The following is an 18,024-nucleotide window of genomic DNA, read 5'->3' on the forward strand; positions in this document are numbered from 1 at the left end:
CTTCGCCTAACGATAGATTTTGATTTTATGATTAAAACCAAAATTTTCCCTGTAATTTATGCTACAATTTGGATCAGTTTGTCAGAATTTTTTAGAAATGAATTTCTTTTCAAATCCATTTGGCTCGATCATTTTACCAACTTAGGACTCACATTCCCTACTGAACCCATCAATGGCGCGGTCTGGGGTGTATGGTCTCTCCTTTTGGCAGTCTCAATTTTTTTCTTATCTAATCATTTAAAGTTTTTACAAACTTTTTTATTTAGTTGGTTTGTAGGCTTTGTTCTAATGTGGGTCGTAACCTGGAATCTAGGTGTCCTACCATTTGCGATTCTTTTGTACGCCATTCCTCTCAGCATTTTCGAAACTTATATAGCAACATGGATCGTATTCAAAACCAAATAACTGAAAAGTAACACTTGTTTGCTAAATGATCTTTCTTCCGGCTTTGATTTTGGCAGAAAATTCTTTTGCCATTTCAATCCGGAGTTTCCCCTCAGCAAACCTACGTTTTTCGAGATCAGTTTCCAATCGTAACGGAGGGACAGGGCATGGTTTTTTATTTTCGTCCAAAGCAACAAACGATAGATAGGCTGTGGTCGCACGAACCATCTCACCGGTATAGGGATTCTCACGATTGACTTGAACTCCTACTTCCATAGATGTAGTGCCCACATAATTGACCATAGCTTTTAAATTAACATGATCACCGATTTGAATTGGGGTTATGAAATTAATTCGATCGATACTTACTGTTACAGCTTCATGACCAGAATGCCTCTGAGCAGACATCGCGGCGATCAAATCGATCCAACTCATGATGGCCCCACCGAATGCTGTTCCATAATGGTTTGCATCATTGGGAAGGACAATATGCCTTGTTTCGACTGCAGATTCTTGGGGTGACTTAGCTGGTAAATCGTTAGGATTCGTCACAATGAGGTTAACTTCCCCTTGCCCAATCACCAAGGAAAGGCTTTTTTGAAGAATTCTTTCATAGCTTCCGTTCGTCCAATAAGAAACAATGCTAGCAGATAAACACAAATATGTCTACTGGACGAAATTCCGAAAGGACACAAGCCCTCTACTTCGCCGGTTTCTTATAGCCGCATCAGGTTTGTTCGTTGTTGCAGCAGGTTTACACATTGTTCCCCTATTAACACACCAAGGTGAAATTGATTATCTTTTTTTTACCGTAGATCTTAGTTTCGCAGCGATTTTATTTTTAGAATTTCTATTAAAAAACAAAGTACCATTGATCGTACGTGTTTTTAGTTTAATTTGTACAACTGTATTTATCTCCGTTTTATCCTATCTGCGAAGTGGTCTTTTAGGTAGTGCCGAAATTTCATTGGCATTTATGATTGTTTCTTTCTTTGTTTTTCTTCCACCTATCTTAAGTTTAATTTCTGCCCTCATCATATCGTTACTTCCTGCATTATTTGGTGGACTCGTTTATTTTTCCTGGATTCGATTCCCTGATTCTTTAGGTATTAGAAATAATAGCCCTAGAGAATGGGTTTTTAATTCTGTCAGTCTCATTCTATTTTCTGTTTTAACTGGTTTTTTAATTCAAAGACTACGGGCAAAACTAATTAAAAATATAATTTATCTCAAAGAATCTAGAAGCAAAATATTAAAATCGCAGAAACATATCGATAAACTAGCGTTTTATGATTCATTAACCCATTTACCGAACAGATATTTATTTGAAAAATTAATTCAAAATAGAATCAATTCTGGTGTATCAGAATCATTTCTTCTATTGATTAATTTAAAAGGACTCAAAGTAATCAATGCTTTACATGGAATTGGATTTGGAGACCAGATCCTTGCCTTAACAGGCTGTGTATTAAAGTTATATACTGATGAAAAACCAGATGTACTAGTTGCGAGTTTGGGTGGCGATGAATTTATACTTTGGATCGAAAACTCAAGCAAAACCAAAATCGAAGAGGCAATTGTAAAATTTGACCTCAACAATAACGAATTATTAACACCGGATCGGCTAGGACATAGACTACAATATAGAGTTTCTGGAATTCAATTTCCCCAAGATGCAACCCAACTAGATGAAATCATACGCAAACTTTCCATAGCAATGAATGTGGCAAGAGATGGGATTTTAACCAAATTGGTTTGGTTTCAATCAGGTATGGAATCGAAGATTGAAAGAGAACAAAAGCTAAAGAATTATTTGGAGAAAGCCATCAATGGAGGTAACTTCAAGATAGCTTACCAAGAAAAAGTAGATATTACTTCCAAAAAAACTGTGGGACTTGAAGCACTTGCTAGGTGGAGTTTACCAGAATTTGGGGATGTAACTCCCGATGAATTTATACCCATCATCACTAAGTCCGAGTTAATTGTTCCCTTCGGGAAATGTATTTTCGAAAAAGTAATTTCACATATTCCTCGTTTATTAGAATCTTATGGAAAACAAATTCAGGTTTCTATTAATATTTCACCCATATTTTTTCTGTATCCAAACTTCAACGAATACATAATTCGTTATCTATTAGATCACAACATTGATCCAAAAATCTTAATATTCGAAATCACGGAAGATGTATTCTTGGATGAAATAGAAACCATCCAACAAATTGTATCCGAACTCAGGTCTAAAGGGATCTCCGTATCCTTAGATGATTTTGGAAAAGGTTATTCATCACTTCATTACATGCAAAAAATACAATTTGATGAACTAAAAATTGATAAATCTTTTTTAGATGATATTGCCTGCTCTGATCGGAACTTTTTACTTCTAGAATCCATTTGTCATTTAGCTGACTCTTTGGGACTCAAAACAATTGCAGAGGGTATTGAAAACGAAGAGCAACTTCTCCGCCTAAAACAAACCTCTTGTCACGTTGTCCAAGGATATCTTTACTCAAGGCCGCAAATTCTATTTGATTGATTGTATTCAAATCCGTGAATTCACATTATTTTATACTCTTTCTTTAGTTGCAGAGAAAAAACTAATTTGAAACCATAGCCTCTATGGGACAAGGTCATAATCATTCTAACCACGACCATCACTCGCACGATCACCACAACCATTCCACATCATCATCTAAAAACTTAGCCTGGGCATTTGCACTTAACTTAAGTTTTTCTATCTTAGAGTTAGTCGGTGGCATCTTTTCTAATAGTATCGCCATTATATCCGATGCCTTCCATGACTTCGGTGATGCATTGTCTCTTGCTCTTGTTTGGTATCTCCAAAAGGTTTCAACGAAACCAAAAGACCTCTATTTTGATTATGGTTACAAAAGATTCTCTATACTAGGTGCCCTCATTATTTCAGTGTTACTTTCGGTAGGTTCTATATTCATGATCATTGAATCCGTAAAACGATTCATTACACCAGAAGAAACCAAAGCGGATGTTATGTTTGTTTTAGCAATTATTGGTGTTGTGGTGAATGGAGCCGCCATGATCCGATTGAATCATGGCAAATCATTAACAGAGAAAGCAGTGTTTCTGCACTTTTTAGAAGATATTCTTGGATGGATTGCCGTCCTTATCGGTAGCATTGTAATGATGTATTTCCAATTACCTTGGTTTGATCCTTTACTCTCTCTAGCGATTGCCCTATGGATTTTATGGAATGCTTACGGTAACATTAAACAGGTGATGACTGTAATGTTACAAGCAGTTCCCGAATCAATCGATAGACAAGACTTAGTCAGTAGATGGGAAAAAATCAAAGGAATTCATTCAGTGCATGACATTAAAATCTGGAGTTTAGATGGGAACCACCATGTAGCATCTTTACATGTATTGATAGATAAAACTGTAAAACTAAATGAATTTCAAAAAGTAAAAGAGAAAATTCGAAAGGTTGCCTTAGATTTTGAAATTATCCATACAACCATCGAACTTGAAACAGATGCCGAACAATGTGAGCTCCATTCAAAATGAGTTCATTGGTTTAAAGTTTTCTAAAGATTGGATTCGTTTGATCCATTCTAAAATTTTCGGATACGACGATAAATCAAATCCGCCTTCCTCGGCCACATGAGTATAAGCGAATAACGAAATGTCGGCAGTAGTCAGGTTATCTCCAACTAGATACGGTGTTTTTTCTAACTGGGTTTCCATAACCTTCAAAGCTTTATGACCTCCCATTTGTTTTGATTCATACTCACCACGCCTCTCGTCAGGAATTCCAAGATAATGACGAATGTATCTTGCAACTGCAATAAAGGGTTCATGGCTATACTGTTCAAAGAACTGCCATTGAAAAACTTTAGCTCTTTCGAATGAATCATTAGGAATCAAATCACTTCCTTCCGCTAAAAAATTTAAAATGGCATTGGACTCGGACAAAATCCGTCCGTCGTCTAAAACTAAAATTGGGATTTTTCCATTGGGATTCATTTGCAAAAAAGAATCTGTCCTGGTTTCTCCCTTTTTTGTGTCAATGTCTTGCCATTCATAAGGTATTTCTAAAAAGGAAGTCACTAGGATTAATTTGTAGCTATTGCCAGATTGTTTATCACCGTAAATTTTCATTTTCCTTCCTATAGAGATCAGGTAAAAAACGTTCGAACTGACCCACCTCTTCTATGTTATGTTTGATCCAAGCTAAGCCATGTTTTTTGTCAAAGAACAAAAATTCAAAGAATGGTCGAAGTAACTGAAAGGTAAAACCTTTCCATCCCACAATCAAACAATTCTCATAACTGGTTCCATTTTCCGTTTCTTTAAAACTATATTCCATTCGAGCAATAGGCAAAATCCCATACAAACGAGGATTATGAATGAAACCCTCCTCATCTAATTTTTCAATCGAACTGACAACATTCACTAAATAACTCTTATGCCTACCTAGGTATTCTACGATTCTAAGTTCAGCACCTGGCCCAACACTCCCATCGGGTTTTCGTTTTTCGTAACTGACATGAACATGGTCTTCCGGATGCCATACATGGTATCGATTATAGACACCTCCCTCATATGTTATATCCCCTTCTAAATGTTGAAACCACCAGACTAACATATTAGCATGAACTCCTTTTAATGTTTCATGTCGAATCCAATATTTAACTCGCCCATCTGCCATAACCTCTCTTCCTGTTTCTGCAGAAGTTACTGGCTTCCGATTCCACTGAATTTGTAACTTTGGCAATAGTCCCAATTTGACTTTTTTCATACCCTTCTCCAAGGTATAGTGTATGCTATACCAATATAATTTCAATGTAAAGTAATTACTATACAAAAAATCAATCGAAAAATTTGACAGGAGGGAAAAAATGATCCAAAAGGATCGAATGGAACTTGATGAAACTGACCTTAAAACTATTACAAAATGAATTTAATGCCTATAAAAATCCTCAATCAGCGAAGGAAGAAGACATCATCAGCGCCGCAGAAGATGTTTTTGCAGAATTAGGATTTGCAGGTGCTACCACAGCGGAATTGGCAAAAAGAGCTGGCGTTACAGAACGTACGCTTTTTAAATATTTTCCTACAAAGTTTGATTTATACAAAAGGATTTTGTCTGGTTTACTATTGTCCACAATTGTTCCCGGTCATATGTCAGACCTAAAGGAACGATTACAATCATTGAAACCAGATTTTAAGGATTGGTATATTATGATTCTCAAGGCAAGATGGGAAGCGGTAGCCAAAGAACCAAAAAAATTAAAACTACTGCTCGGTGCTCTTCTTTTCTCCAAGGAGTTCGCTGAAATTTTTGGGAATCTCTGGAAAACAAATTTATATGATACCTCACTAGAGGCGATTCGCTACTTCCAAGAAATTGGTGAAATCAGAAAGGATTTAGATCCCCATCAAATCGTAAGGAATTCTTTTAGTTTAGGTGCTAGTTTATTAATTACGAAATTTGTATTGGCCCCGAAATTGCCAATGGATCCAAAAGAAGAAATCGAAACTCTTTTTGAAATTTTTTATCATGGAATTAAAAAGGAACAATAATCTTCGGATTTATTTTTTTATTTATTTGCTCTTCCCTTCTCGGTTTTTCTTTTTTGGGGAGTAACAAAGTCACTTTTCCCTTAGTTAATAAATTGTTTGCGACTGCTTCCACTCCTTTTCCACTTCCCAGATAATAATCCAATCTGCCTTCACCAGTGATCGCATTGCCACGGTCGTGCACAAACACCAAACGATCGTTTGCCTGTTCATCACTCGATCGAAAGGATAAAAGGACAGGAAATCCTAAGGGGATTTTTTTGTCCATGGCGACAGAACGAAAAGCAACTAAACGGATTCCTCCACTTCCCAATGGTCCAAGTCCTTCTTCCATTATTTTAGGATTAGCTTGAGTTTCTTTCTCAAAGAAAATATATCTTGGATTTTTAAGAATCGCTTCCGTGACTTCTTTTGGGTTTGATTGGATACAATTGAATAAATGATATGGTTTTAAACTAGGACAAATTCCTTTAAGATAAACGGAAGGACTGATATAATTTTGGCCATTGTCCGCTGCGTAATTGATACGAAACAATTCGTTTGTCTCCGTCTGAATCAGTGCCGATCCTTCCAATTGTGCTAAATGTAAATCGGTCAAACGTAAAAACACAATTGGTTTTGAATATTTTTCCCAAAGGGATTTTTCATTCCATCTTTCTCGAGAAAAGTGAATTGGATTTTCTAGAACAGCATTGGTTTGTTTCAACAATGGTGGAGATAATGCTGGGTATTGGTATTCTCCTTCTGGCTTAGTTTTTCCATGAATTCGTATTTCATAATATCCTGTTATAGTAGGTGGTCCGTCGGAAGGACTTAATTCAATCAACTGGAAACGTTTTTTGATTTCAGTTTGAATCTGAAATTCTGATGCATCAAGGACTACCGAATAAAGATCTTCTAAAGAACTAAGAACTTCGCCATTCGTATACTCCTCTTCCAAAAAACGAATTTTTGTATCTTTTGGCATTCGTTTGAAATACAAAATGGATTGTCTGAGGCCAGACTCTAGATTCAAATTTTGGGGTGGATTGATTTGTTTCGGGCTTTTGTTTTTCGTTGGTTCTGAAAATAAAGACAGGGCCATAAATGAACCGATCACAAAAGACAATGAGGCGATTTTGATCATCAGAGGAAAAGCTAAGTCCGTTTCTTTTTTCATTACGAAATCCTCCCCCAAGGATTACCACAATTCCCCATAAAATGAAAAGAAACCTACTGACTGTGGAATCGCTTCGCAAAAGGAAACTCTTCGAAGGCTCCCCACCCAAAGTTTTACCTTATGTCTCATAAGAAAGTCGCTGTCCAATCATTTTTCCCAATTCCCCTTGACTTCCATGAGGGTACCAAAAACCTTTCAAAAGACCTCATATTTTTGCGATCATATATAGATAAATTAGGTGTTTCATGAAACGTACGTACCAACCGAGTAATATTAAACGCGTGAGAACTCACGGATTCCGAACTAGAATGGCTACCCCAGGTGGAAGAAATGTGATAGCCTCCAGAAGAAGAAAAGGACGCGCTAAATTAACTGTTTCCGACGAAAAAATCGGGAGAAAGTTCTAGTTTAGGAGCTTCCTTCGGAGACCCTTCACGACCCAACCAGAATCCAGGAACTCTTTCGTCAGAATCGTAAAATGGGCAGGCCACCAATGCGATGGCTTGTCCGAAAAAACGGCCTTCCGTTTGCCAGTTTTTTATTTTGCCCCGATAAAACTCACAAAACAGCCGTTGAACGTAACCGTTCCAAACGAATCCTGAGAGAACTGGTTCGGAAACATCTTCCTGCATTTCCAATAGGATACGATTACGCACTATTGGCGCAGGTAGGATTTGCGAAGTTATCTAAGGAAGACCGAGAGGTTTTTTTCCTTTCGGTTCTAAAACAATTCCCATGAATCGGCTGTTTTTGGTCCTTATTTTCCTCTACAAAAAACTGCTGTCCCCCCTATTGCCTCCGGCTTGCCGATTTACCCCAAGTTGTTCTGAATATGCCAAACAAGCGTTTGAAACCTACCCATGGTACAAAGCGTTTGTTCTTAGTGTGATCCGAATCTCTAAATGCCACCCTTATCACGAAGGTGGGCATGACCCTTTACCGAAATCCTTTAACAAGAGTTAACTTATGCAAAATGATTCCACTAACAGACAAAGTCGTTTATTCCTCGCGCTATTCTTAAGTTTAGCAGTATGGATGGGGATAAACTATTTCTTCTTTCCTCCACAAACGCCAAAACCAAAAACCGCGGATGAAACTTCTAAACAAGAAGGCTCTGAGAAAGAGAAACTTTCGGGAAATCCTGCGGATCCAAAAGCCGAACTAAAAAAACCAACAACGGAAACTACAAAGTTAGTTCCCGTAAAACCAGAAGATGAAAAAAAGTTTTCGCTTAAAACGGATTCCTTCTTAGTCCATTTCTCTAGTTTAGGTGGACGAATCACTGAATACTATATCAAAGACCATAAAGAACCAGATGGTTCAGAATTTGCGATAGCGAAAGATCCTAAGTTTGAAATCGAATTTGATGGAAAAAAAGAAAAGGCTGTGGAACTCACGAGAGGACAAGGTTTTGACTTCAATATTATTGAAGACAAAGACACAATTCCTTTTTCCGCCTATAACTTAGTAAACTTTAGTTCCAGTTATAATGCTGAAACAAAAACTGTTATCTTCGAAGCACCTTCGTTAGATGGCAAATTTACAATCCAAAAGAAATTCCAATTTTTCCCTTCTGAAAACTATTTCAAATTTCATTTAACTCTAAAAAACAGAACTAACGAAACCATCAATGTTTCACCCACTAAGTCAGATGTATATTTTAGATCATTTAGTTCTCTTGGACCAGTTCTTAAGAAAAAAGAAGACTTTAATGACCGCGACAACGCGCATTACTTCCGTTATTATTACTTAGATGGAAGTTTTAAAGACCATGTAGATGGAACAAGTACCCAAGGATTTTTTGATAACCTATTTGGTTCCAACGAAGGAAAAGACACTCGTTACGAAATCAAAAAAGGTTCTAATGATAAGGTTGACTTTGTGGGAACCGGAAGCCGTTACTTCATTGGGGTCATCGATCCTTTAAATGATAACCCAGCGGGAGTCCTTCTCGATAACCGGAAAGGAAATGAAACAGGGGTCCTTCTTGCTTACGACAATTGGAAACTTGGTCCTGGTGAAGAAGTGAACCTAGATTATGCGGCCTACGTCGGGGTTCGAGAGCTGGACGGAACAGCATTTAGAGATTCAAAACTTGATCCAAAAATCAATAAAGACTCAGTATTTGCTGGTCTCAGTGATTCACTCGACAAATCATTCAACCAAGGGATTACAACTCCTCTTCGCAACGGAATTGTTTGGATCTTAAAAAAGATCTATTTAGTAATTCCGAACTACGGTTGGGCCATTGTTATTTTTGCCATCCTATTCAAATTAGCATTCTATCCGCTGAACAAAAAACAAGCGGAATCGATGAAAAAGATGCAAGAGTTATCTCCGCAGATTAAACTCATCAATGAGAAGTATGCGGATGATCCAAAACTCAAACAAGAAAAAACGGTAGAGTTGTATAAGAAAAATGGAACCAATCCAATGGCGGGTTGTCTTCCGATGCTCATCCAAATTCCTATCTTTATCGCACTTTATACCGCGTTTTCTGACACAGTGGATCTTTGGAATTCTCCATTTCTATGGATCAAAGATTTAAGTGAACCAGATACAGTTTATACAACTCCCAAGTTAGCGTTCATCGGAGCCCTCGCCATCAACATCCTACCACTCATCATGGTAGCAACTCAAGTGGTTCAATCTCGAATGACAACTGTTTCGACAGACCCGAACCAAAAGATGATGATGTATATGATGCCTGTCATCATGTTATACTTCTTCTGGTCAATGCCTGCCGGTGTGACCATGTATTGGACAATGCAAAACATTCTATCCATTGCCCAACAAGTGTATACAAACAAGTTTGGAAAATCGGAAGATAAAAAACCAAAGAATAATGGGCCAGAACCAGCAAACAACGCAACGACGGTTGCCCGACCTGGATTTAGAAACCAGAACAAAAAGAAAAAATGAAATCATTGTTTAACAAGGAAGATCACAGATGAATAATTACATTTTCGAAGCCGAAGGAAAAACTAAAAGTGAGGCGGAAGAATACTCTTTAGAAACTCTTCGTCTCCAACCAGGCGATTTACGATTCGAAGTAGTTGATTCCGGAAAATCCGGATTTTTGGGAATCACACAAAAAAAACCTGCCGTTGTACGCGCGTTTGTTGCTAACAATGACATCCCATCCGAAAAAATCATCCATGGAGTGATCATAACCATTTTGAAAAAAATGGGAATACCTGCGGAAGTAGTGGGAATGGGTGATGTAGATGGAAAAATCTATGTAGAACTTACCAGTAAAGAATCTGGACTCATCATTGGAAAAAGAGGGGGCACTTTAGATTCACTTCAATTCCTTCTGAACCTGATGGTCGATCCAAGAATTCGCCACAATAGAAAAATTGTATTAGATATTGAATCTTATCGCGACAAACGCGAGTTATCTCTCATTCGATTGGCAAAATCGGTGGCAGCATCGGTGATCAAATCAGGAAGATCCAAACTTTTAGATCCAATGAATCCGTTTGAACGAAGAATTGTTCACATGGCAATCCAAGAAGACGAAAGAGTTTTCACTAGATCCGAAGGCAACGGAACTTTCAAAAGAGTTCGTGTCATCTCTGCAAAAGAAAAACATAAATACAAAGATTTGGAAGATAATTCGAAAAAAGGCCTTCCTGTCGAAGACTTTGCAGACGGAGTAGACCAAGAAGATCTTGATTGATACCATTGCGGCATTGTCCACTGCCTCAGGTCCCGGAGCGATTGGCATCCTTCGGGTATCGGGCTCTGCCGTATTGCCCATTGCCCTTTCTGTTCTCCAAAAGAACGCCTCTCCCCTCACCGAAGAATTTATTAAAAACCAAAAAAGAACTGCTATTTTCTGCGATTTCGTAGATGCAGAAAAACCTCTCGACCAAATTGTTTTTTTCTATTTCCCATCACCTAACTCCTATACAGGTGAAGACTTAGCTGAGTTTCATTTACATGGAAATCCAATCCTTCTCAAACGTGGTTTACAAATCCTTTTTGAAAAGGGAGCCCGCCCGGCACAGAAGGGTGAGTTTACCAAAAGAGCGTATCTGAATGGAAAAATCAATCTATCCGGTGCAGAAGCCATCAGTCGACTGATTGAAGCACGTTCTCGATATGAATTGGAATTGGCTCAAAAAAATGTGTTTGGGGAAATCACAAAGTTAAGTTCCAAAATCAGAAGTGATCTCATTTCACTCAAAGCAGAGTGCGAAGCTGAAATTGATTTTTCCACAGAAGACCTTACCTTTGAAAGTTTGGAAGAAAGAAAAAATCGGATGATCTCACTCAAGAATCTTTGTTCGAAGTTAATCCAAGATTCAGAACGAGCAGAAACTTTAATTTTACAATCTACCGTCGTTTTATTTGGAGAACCCAACACAGGAAAATCCAGCTTAATGAATTTACTCATTGGCAAGGATCGTTCGATTATCTCCGACATTCCCGGTACAACCAGAGATTATATAGCAGAAGAATTGAGTTTGGATGGAATCCCTATTCGGCTCGTGGATACAGCAGGAATCCGAGAAACATCGGATAATATTGAACAGATGGGAATTGAACGAAGCAAAAGAGAAGCCGACAGTGCCAATGTGAAACTACTTCTCATTGATACCTCTCTTCCTTTCGACAAAAGTTCGTTTTTATCAAAACATAAAGAAAGACTCCATGGTTCCATCCTTGTAGCCAATAAAATCGATGAAAAAAATAAAGATTGGAATTCAAATCAATTGGAAGACCTTCAAAAAGAATTTGAGTTAGAAATTACAGAAATCTCTTGTAAAACAAAACTGGGGATTTCTCACCTATTAGAACTTTTAAAAACAAAACTCACATCCCAAGATAATGCAGAAGATGTAGTTTTATTAGAAGATAGACAAAGGTATCACATTCAAAAAATCGAATCTAGTTTATCAGAAGCTGTCCATCTTATGGAAGATGGAGCTCCCGCTGAAATTTATATCCAAGAGATCAATTCTTCCCTGAAAGAAATTGGTGAAGTCAACGGTCATGTGGATAATGAAGAAATTCTAGGCAGAATTTTTAGTAAATTTTGTGTAGGTAAATAATTCACAAAAACCTCTAAATTTACGATTGTCTAATCGTCCAAATAGTATCTAATTGGTCGCACATTCGATACGAGGTAAAAAATGAAAAAATTTCTTGTGATTCTCACTCTATTCTCTTTCAGCACTTTTGGTCTGTTTGCTCAAACAGAAGCAGACGAAGAACCGACTATGCAAGCTGATGAAGCTTCTGAAACCGTTAAACCTAAAAAAGAAAAAATGAACAACAAAGACGGTGAGAAAAAAGAGAAAAAGAATAACAAAGATAGCGCAAAGAAGGCTAAAAAAGCTAAGAAAGCCAAAAAAGAGAAAAAAGCAAAAAAAGACGCAGAGTAATCTAAATCTTATCTCAAACCAAAACCCCTGGAAACAGGGGTTTTTTTATGCCTTAAAAACCAAATGAACTTAATCAGCAAAACCGCAACTTATCTTCCGTTATTCGTTTTTTTAATATTTACAATCAATTGTTCTAGTTCGAATGAAAAAGAAACTTCCCAACCAAAATCCATTCAGTTTCATTTAAAACTCAAATCCATTCCCAAAGAATTAAAAGGGGAAAAGATTTTTTACTCTTTAAAGTTTTATTTTTGCACCTCACCCAGTGCTAAAGACTGTTATACGCCTGTATCCACGAGTACACAGACAACCAATCAATCAATGGACTCCACTTCGGACCAAATCACCTTCTCACAAGAGTTACCAAACAATTGGACTCATCTCGCAATTAGCATTGAAGGAATTCAAAAAGTCCATGGAAAATACTCTCCTGGCCACAATCCTTACTGGATTCAAAATACAGATTCTCTTTTCAAAAATCCTAACATAAGACATGAGTTTACTTTTGTAAGCCAAGAGAACTTAATTCCCAATCAGAAACAAGAAGAGCTGGCTGCAAAGTTTTCACCCATTCTTGTCTTTCATAAAGATAAAAAATATTTACCAACTAATATCGAAAAGTATGCAGACTATTTTCAGTCAAAAGAATATATACTTCCCAATAAAGACATTCGCCGCAAATCCCTTCGCCAAACCACTTGGAACTATGTGGAATTTCCTGACCTAAGAGAAACAGAAAAACAAACCCATTTATACTATCACGTGCGTTATGCCAATACAACTGTCTCGGGAACACAGAAGGAAGCGCTTCCTGGATTTAGAGACAACAGTAACTATTGGTATGAAGTGGGGAATGGAGATATGGTCATTTCCTATTGGATTTGGTACGATTGGAATGAAGGACCAACCAAGTTTGGCAATATCCACCAAGGTGATTTAGAATCCTATGCACTCCTTATCTCTAGAGATGGAAAACCAAAACGAATTTTACTCACAGGCCATGACCATATCCTGCTTGATACAGATTTTAGAAATATTAACTCTATAAAAAATCACCCAATCCTTTATGTGGCGAAAGGCAATATGGGTTCCGATGGAGGGAATCCAACATCAGCTTATGGCGATTATACGGTTAAACTACATGCAGGAAATGCCTTGTTTAATTATGTTTCTGATCCTTGGGATGTGTTTCCAAGTTTGAATCCAGAAACATCTATCCTGATTGTTCCAAAAGATATAACCGAGAAAGATTTAACGAATGTTAAAATTGGTTCTGGAATCAAAGATAATACAGTCCCTTTAGATGATTCAGAATCCAAAGGCATCTCCGAACCAACACATTATGTTGACGCACGTAAAATGATCAAACAAAGAATCGAAAGGCTAGTGGCTTGGGAAGAACCGGGTTGGGTGGGCCAAACTGCAGACAAAGACCCTGACGGCCACCACAGGGTAGATCCCAAGTTGGCATCTTTCTTTCGATTTTCAGGTAGGCTCGGTAAACACCCCCGGTCGGATTTAAGAATTGGTGAACTCCACCAATACGGTGAATCACCAGAGAATGCACCTTTCAAAACCAATATAGAACAACATTATACCTTTGAAAGTCCAAAGTCTGACCGGACTCACACAGACCGAGAAGGAAATTATGGACCTAAGTTTTTGGGAGATGATTCCACTCCGCAAAAATGATGAATTCAGATTAGGTCAACTAACTTTGCTTTGGTTAATTCTTCTGGTTTGAATGGTTTTTCTTTTTTGATGTAATCGATCATCTCTTCTCGGTGCGAATACCCGGCACCGAGGATTGCTTTTTTGATGACAAAGTCTTTCCAAGTTTTCAAACTATGGCCAAACTTTTCGCGGTCCAAAAGTCGTGTGATGGATTCGTCCTTCTCTCCCCAAACAAAGGGATTCGCACCTGCGTCTAGTAGATCTATCAAACATTCAACGGCATCGGCAGAGGCTGCTAAAAACAAAGCGGTGTTCCCCAAATTGTCTTTTGTTTCTAAAGAAAAATCTCCCTCCTCCAAAAGATAAGAACAAAGATCATATAAATTTCTTTCTGCGACTAAATGAAGTGCCGTTTTTCCTTCACTGTCTTTGTGTTCGATTCCCTTAGGAAATTTAAGGATGAGATTTGTTACAATTTCCATTCGATCTTCCGCGATCGCTGCTAAAAATACAGATCGGCCCTCCTCGTTTCGTAAAGAGAGAACCTCCTCTGTTAAGGAGTCAGAGATCTCTTCCCAAAGTGGTTCGGCGGATTGTAAAACGGAAAGATGAAAGATCGTGTTTCCGTTTTTATCTCGGGTCAGAAGGTGAGGTGAGGTTTTCCAAACTGAATAAGTTTCGACGAGAATATTTAGAAAGGATTCTTTGTTTTGACTGATGATATCAAAGATTACATTGCCTGGGATGCGGTAAGGAAAAGCGGGATCGGCACCTTGTAAGATAGCATACCGAAACAAATCCTCATTCTCCATCTTGAACATCCAAGAGAGAGGATTTGTTCCATAGGAATCTAACTCATTAGGATCAGCGCCTGCACGGATCTCACTCTCCCATTCTTCGATACTTCCCGACTTGGCAACGTCAATCAAACTCATTTAGGTTATGATACACGTTTCCTCACAGAAGTCGATTTTTTAACGGAAGATTTCTTTGGAAAGGATCCAAGAATTTTATCAAAACCTTTTTTGGTTTCAAACGAAAGAAATTGGATAGGAGTTTTATCTTTTGTGGGAACCAAACTCATCGCTCGTTCGGAAAGGGCTGTGATCGTCAAACTTGGATTCACTCCTAAATTGACAGTGAGCATGGAGGCATCACAAACACGTAGGTTCTTATAACCAAACACTTTGTTTTCCATATCGATCACACCCCGTTCCGGAGAATCGGCCACAACACAACCTCCCATAATATGACCCGTAACAGGAGCATTGAGGAGGGTATCATTAAAGGAACTGCGAGGAATCCCTCCAACAATTTCAGCTAGTTTTCTTGCAAAAGCATTGGCAATAGGAATGTAAGTTGGAGTTGGTTCTCCAGTTGACAGAGCAGAGGTAATTGTTTTTTGGAAAGGCCAAATGAACCGTCTTTTCCGTACAAGTCGTACGCTATTATCGACCGTTTGCATCACAAGTAAAATGATGGAATTTTTTGCAAATCCAATGGGGTTATGAGATTTCAAAAAATAAAGAGGATGGCGAACCATCGTCCAAAAAAATTTGAGTGGTCTTGGAAAAATTCCTCCTCCATCCGTCATCACACTAGCAAGGACTCCAAAAAAATCAGATCCTTTTGAATACCGAACCGGTTCGATATGTGTATTTTCATCGGGATGGACAGAAGAGGTGATGGCAATCCCTTTGGAATAATCAGCGCCCTTGCTAGCAGGAACAGTCACAGGTAAAACCGTTTCACTATTGGTTCGAACGGTATCGCCTAACTTCTCAGACAAACGAATCATTTTGTTTTCTTGTTGCATCTTAAGCAGAAGACCAACGGTTCCCATCACACCAGCAGATAACACCACTTGTTTGGAACGAAGTTTTCTTTTAGGAGAACCAAACCAACCAGTTGTGCTCCTTGTTTCCAATTCATATCCAAATTCCCCACTCGCTTCCGGATCGGGAATGCCTTTTTGATTGATAGGAATGAGTGAAGTGACTTTGGTTTCAGGAAGGATAACGGCCCCCAACTTTTCTGCTAAGTATAAATAGTTTTTATCCAAAGTGTTTTTTGCGTTATGGCGACAACCCACCATACAACCACCACAGAAGTTACATGGATCACGGTCTGGACCATCCCCACCAAAAAAAGGATCCTTGGGATCTTTTTTGTTTCCAAAATAAATTCCCACAGGAGTTCTACGGAAAGTATCTTCCTTACCAAAAGTTTTTGCTGTTTCTAAAAGGAGACGGTCTGGTTCCCAAAGTTGGGGATTTTCGGTCACACCAAGCATGTGTTTTGCTACATCATAATAGGGTAATAAAGTTTTTTCCCCACCCATTTTTGAATACAAAGGAGAGTTTAATACTTTTGAGGAAGGCACATATAATGTACATGCATACACTAATGAACCACCACCAACACCAGACCCACTCACAAGTAAAAAATCATTGAGTAAATTGATTCTTTGGATTCCATAAAAACCTAGTTTCGGCATCCAAAGATACTTACGTAAACTCCAATTGGTTTTTGGAAAGTCTGTAGCCTTCCAACGTTTTCCCGATTCGATCACCAATACCTTATAACCTTTTTGAGATAACCGATAAGCGGAAACAGATCCTCCAAAGCCAGATCCAACTATAATAAAATCGTACTCATAATTTAGCTCTTTTGGAATGGATTGACTCATGGTTCGTTTTTCCTTGTTTGTGGTGCGTAAGCGAAACCGAGTCTGCAAAGGAATTCAATTCCTGTCAATTCGCTCTTACCGAATCTGATAAAAACTTCTAGCCGAAAGGTATAAATCCGTTTAAATCGGTTCATGCCTGAGATCAAAAAACAAATCCCTCTACTCAAATCTGACGGAACCCTCACAGAAGAAGGTTGGGCACGGTCCCCTCTTTGGACTTACAATCGCGAAAGTATCGCAGCTTCCGCGCTAAAAATTAAAGAATGGGATTATTATTCGGTTCTATCCCCTTCTAAAGATTTTGGAATTACATTCACTGCATCTGACTTAGGTTATGCGGGATTATTTGCTATTTGTTTCTTAGATTTTAAACGAGGAATATTCAAACAAATTGATACTCTTTCTGTTCTACCTTTAGGAAAAACAGGATTCCCTCGTGTGAACAGCAGTGGGGTTGTTCAGTTTGCAGATAAAAAACTTCGCCTCCGATTTGAAGTGATCAATGGAAAACGAATTTTAGAATTTGAATCCAAATCGTTTGATGCACCGGATGGTGCCAAAAGGATCCAAGGAAAAATTGAACTAACAGAACCAAAAATGGAATCGATGAATATTGCCACTTCTTGGAAAGAAAACAGAAAAGCATTTTATTATAATACGAAAATCAATTGTATGCCGGCCTCAGGCCAAGTGCAAGTTGGGAATACAATGTATCAATTTGATCCCAAAAAAGATTTTGGTGCTTTGGATTGGGGCAGAGGTGTATGGACTTATAAAAATAGATGGTATTGGAGTTCTGTATCCGCTTGGATTGAAGGAAAACCATTTGGCCTCAATTTAGGATATGGATTTACAGATAGGACACCGGCTTCTGAAAATACCATCCTTTATGATGGCAAAATTCATAAATTGGATGAAGTCAAATTTATCATTGATACCGAAAACTATATGGCCCCCTGGAAGTTCACATCCAATAACAACCGTTTGGAATTGGATTTTACACCCATTGTCGATAGAAAATCTTATATGAATTTTTTAGTCATTAAAACCATCCAACACCAAGTGTTTGGAAGATTTAACGGAACTGTAGTTTTAGATAATGGGGAAAAACTGAAACTCGAGAACATCCTCGGTTTTGCCGAAGATGTTCTGAATCATTACTAAAGAGT

The 18,024-nt window shown here is 38.1% G+C and carries 18 protein-coding genes and 1 pseudogene; 13 read left to right on the forward strand and 6 right to left on the reverse strand.

All coding sequences use genetic code 11. From position 1 onward, the window contains the following. Nucleotides 1-27 precede the first annotated feature (27 nt). The gene (locus JWG40_RS05285; protein ID WP_205284810.1) at nt 28-405 is read left to right on the forward strand and encodes a hypothetical protein; all 378 of its coding nucleotides are present in this window, start codon (nt 28-30) and stop codon (nt 403-405) included. Between the two features lie 21 nt (nt 406-426). Here the strand turns inward: JWG40_RS05285 and JWG40_RS05290 are convergent, their stop codons facing one another. Continuing rightward, entirely contained in the window at nt 427-936 is a 510-nt protein-coding gene (locus JWG40_RS05290) for an acyl-CoA thioesterase (RefSeq protein ID WP_205284811.1), read from the reverse strand. A gap of 88 nt (nt 937-1,024) precedes the next feature. On the opposite strand from JWG40_RS05290, the gene JWG40_RS05295 reads away from it, so the two are divergent. Both JWG40_RS05295 and JWG40_RS05300 read left to right on the forward strand, forming a co-directional pair. Next, entirely contained in the window at nt 1,025-2,917 is a 1,893-nt protein-coding gene (locus JWG40_RS05295) for a putative bifunctional diguanylate cyclase/phosphodiesterase (protein ID WP_205284812.1), read from the forward strand. An 83-nt stretch (nt 2,918-3,000) separates the two neighbouring features. Beyond that, a complete protein-coding gene (locus tag JWG40_RS05300) occupies nt 3,001-3,924 on the forward strand; it encodes a cation diffusion facilitator family transporter (protein ID WP_205284813.1) in 924 nt (307 codons plus the stop codon). On the opposite strand, the gene JWG40_RS05305 is transcribed toward JWG40_RS05300, so the two are convergent. Beyond that, entirely contained in the window at nt 3,916-4,518 is a 603-nt protein-coding gene (locus JWG40_RS05305; protein WP_205284814.1) for a glutathione S-transferase family protein, read from the reverse strand. The two genes, JWG40_RS05300 and JWG40_RS05305, sit on opposite strands and share 9 nt — an antisense overlap. Beyond that, complete coding sequence (locus JWG40_RS05310; protein ID WP_205284815.1) at nt 4,502-5,158, reverse strand: DAPG hydrolase family protein; 657 nt, start codon at nt 5,156-5,158, stop codon at nt 4,502-4,504. The genes JWG40_RS05305 and JWG40_RS05310 overlap by 17 nt, the downstream gene beginning before the upstream one ends. Nucleotides 5,159-5,286: 128 nt before the next feature. Here JWG40_RS05310 and JWG40_RS05315 point away from each other — a divergent pair, with 128 nt between their 5' ends. Continuing rightward, nucleotides 5,287-5,943 carry a TetR/AcrR family transcriptional regulator gene (locus tag JWG40_RS05315; protein WP_205284816.1) on the forward strand — a complete coding sequence of 219 codons (657 nt, stop codon included), beginning with the start codon at nt 5,287-5,289 and terminating at the stop codon, nt 5,941-5,943. Here the strand turns inward: JWG40_RS05315 and JWG40_RS05320 are convergent. Then, a complete protein-coding gene (locus JWG40_RS05320; protein ID WP_205284817.1) occupies nt 5,927-7,099 on the reverse strand; it encodes an MltA domain-containing protein in 1,173 nt (390 codons plus the stop codon). The genes JWG40_RS05315 and JWG40_RS05320 overlap by 17 nt on opposite strands. 245 nt (nt 7,100-7,344) lie before the next feature. On the opposite strand from JWG40_RS05320, the gene rpmH reads away from it, so the two are divergent. The 8 genes and pseudogenes from rpmH to JWG40_RS05360 all read left to right on the forward strand — a co-directional run bounded on the left by rpmH (nt 7,345) and on the right by JWG40_RS05360 (nt 14,184). Beyond that, nucleotides 7,345-7,506, forward strand: coding sequence for a 50S ribosomal protein L34 (gene rpmH / locus JWG40_RS05325; RefSeq protein WP_002977245.1), 162 nt, complete (start codon nt 7,345-7,347; stop codon nt 7,504-7,506). Nucleotides 7,507-7,532: 26 nt separating this feature from the next. Continuing rightward, a pseudogene (locus JWG40_RS05330) lies at nt 7,533-7,838 on the forward strand (ribonuclease P protein component); the annotation flags it as partial. After that, the gene (gene yidD / locus JWG40_RS05335) at nt 7,835-8,062 is read left to right on the forward strand and encodes a membrane protein insertion efficiency factor YidD (protein ID WP_205284818.1); all 228 of its coding nucleotides are present in this window, start codon (nt 7,835-7,837) and stop codon (nt 8,060-8,062) included. The pseudogene JWG40_RS05330 and the gene yidD, both read left to right, overlap by 4 nt. A gap of 3 nt (nt 8,063-8,065) precedes the next feature. After that, entirely contained in the window at nt 8,066-10,021 is a 1,956-nt protein-coding gene (yidC, locus tag JWG40_RS05340; RefSeq protein ID WP_205284819.1) for a membrane protein insertase YidC, read from the forward strand. A gap of 28 nt (nt 10,022-10,049) precedes the next feature. Then, nucleotides 10,050-10,781, forward strand: coding sequence for an RNA-binding cell elongation regulator Jag/EloR (gene jag, locus JWG40_RS05345; protein WP_205284820.1), 732 nt, complete (start codon nt 10,050-10,052; stop codon nt 10,779-10,781). After that, nucleotides 10,774-12,159 (forward strand): tRNA uridine-5-carboxymethylaminomethyl(34) synthesis GTPase MnmE, encoded by a 1,386-nt coding sequence (mnmE, locus tag JWG40_RS05350; RefSeq protein WP_205284821.1) that lies wholly within the window; start codon nt 10,774-10,776, stop codon nt 12,157-12,159. The genes jag and mnmE overlap by 8 nt, the downstream gene beginning before the upstream one ends. Before the next feature lie 81 nt (nt 12,160-12,240). Beyond that, the gene (locus JWG40_RS05355; RefSeq protein ID WP_205284822.1) at nt 12,241-12,492 is read left to right on the forward strand and encodes a hypothetical protein; all 252 of its coding nucleotides are present in this window, start codon (nt 12,241-12,243) and stop codon (nt 12,490-12,492) included. Between the two features lie 63 nt (nt 12,493-12,555). After that, entirely contained in the window at nt 12,556-14,184 is a 1,629-nt protein-coding gene (locus JWG40_RS05360; RefSeq protein WP_205284823.1) for a hypothetical protein, read from the forward strand. Nucleotides 14,185-14,189: 5 nt separating this feature from the next. Here the strand turns inward: JWG40_RS05360 and JWG40_RS05365 are convergent, their stop codons facing one another. Next, a complete protein-coding gene (locus JWG40_RS05365) occupies nt 14,190-15,101 on the reverse strand; it encodes an ankyrin repeat domain-containing protein (RefSeq protein ID WP_205284824.1) in 912 nt (303 codons plus the stop codon). A gap of 5 nt (nt 15,102-15,106) precedes the next feature. After that, a complete protein-coding gene (locus tag JWG40_RS05370) occupies nt 15,107-16,855 on the reverse strand; it encodes a GMC oxidoreductase (RefSeq protein ID WP_205284825.1) in 1,749 nt (582 codons plus the stop codon). Between the two features lie 132 nt (nt 16,856-16,987). Between JWG40_RS05370 and JWG40_RS05375 the strand changes: the two genes are divergently transcribed. After that, the gene (locus JWG40_RS05375; protein WP_205284826.1) at nt 16,988-18,019 is read left to right on the forward strand and encodes a DUF2804 domain-containing protein; all 1,032 of its coding nucleotides are present in this window, start codon (nt 16,988-16,990) and stop codon (nt 18,017-18,019) included. The last annotated feature ends 5 nt before the right edge of the window (nt 18,020-18,024 follow it).

The organism is Leptospira abararensis, assembly GCF_016918735.1.
Lineage (GTDB): Bacteria > Spirochaetota > Leptospiria > Leptospirales > Leptospiraceae > Leptospira_A > Leptospira_A abararensis.

Coding starts and splice junctions, on each gene's coding strand:
- JWG40_RS05365 (WP_205284824.1), bottom strand. CDS start 15,101: ATGAGTTTGATTGACGTTGCCAAGTCGGGAAGTATCGAAGAATGGGAG.
- yidD (WP_205284818.1), top strand. CDS start 7,835: ATGAATCGGCTGTTTTTGGTCCTTATTTTCCTCTACAAAAAACTGCTG.
- JWG40_RS05370 (WP_205284825.1), bottom strand. CDS start 16,855: ATGAGTCAATCCATTCCAAAAGAGCTAAATTATGAGTACGATTTTATT.
- JWG40_RS05310 (WP_205284815.1), bottom strand. CDS start 5,158: ATGAAAAAAGTCAAATTGGGACTATTGCCAAAGTTACAAATTCAGTGG.
- yidC (WP_205284819.1), top strand. CDS start 8,066: ATGCAAAATGATTCCACTAACAGACAAAGTCGTTTATTCCTCGCGCTA.
- JWG40_RS05320 (WP_205284817.1), bottom strand. CDS start 7,099: ATGAAAAAAGAAACGGACTTAGCTTTTCCTCTGATGATCAAAATCGCC.
- JWG40_RS05375 (WP_205284826.1), top strand. CDS start 16,988: ATGCCTGAGATCAAAAAACAAATCCCTCTACTCAAATCTGACGGAACC.
- JWG40_RS05285 (WP_205284810.1), top strand. CDS start 28: ATGATTAAAACCAAAATTTTCCCTGTAATTTATGCTACAATTTGGATC.
- JWG40_RS05300 (WP_205284813.1), top strand. CDS start 3,001: ATGGGACAAGGTCATAATCATTCTAACCACGACCATCACTCGCACGAT.
- JWG40_RS05305 (WP_205284814.1), bottom strand. CDS start 4,518: ATGAAAATTTACGGTGATAAACAATCTGGCAATAGCTACAAATTAATC.
- jag (WP_205284820.1), top strand. CDS start 10,050: ATGAATAATTACATTTTCGAAGCCGAAGGAAAAACTAAAAGTGAGGCG.
- JWG40_RS05360 (WP_205284823.1), top strand. CDS start 12,556: ATGAACTTAATCAGCAAAACCGCAACTTATCTTCCGTTATTCGTTTTT.
- rpmH (WP_002977245.1), top strand. CDS start 7,345: ATGAAACGTACGTACCAACCGAGTAATATTAAACGCGTGAGAACTCAC.
- JWG40_RS05295 (WP_205284812.1), top strand. CDS start 1,025: ATGCTAGCAGATAAACACAAATATGTCTACTGGACGAAATTCCGAAAG.
- JWG40_RS05355 (WP_205284822.1), top strand. CDS start 12,241: ATGAAAAAATTTCTTGTGATTCTCACTCTATTCTCTTTCAGCACTTTT.
- JWG40_RS05315 (WP_205284816.1), top strand. CDS start 5,287: ATGAAACTGACCTTAAAACTATTACAAAATGAATTTAATGCCTATAAA.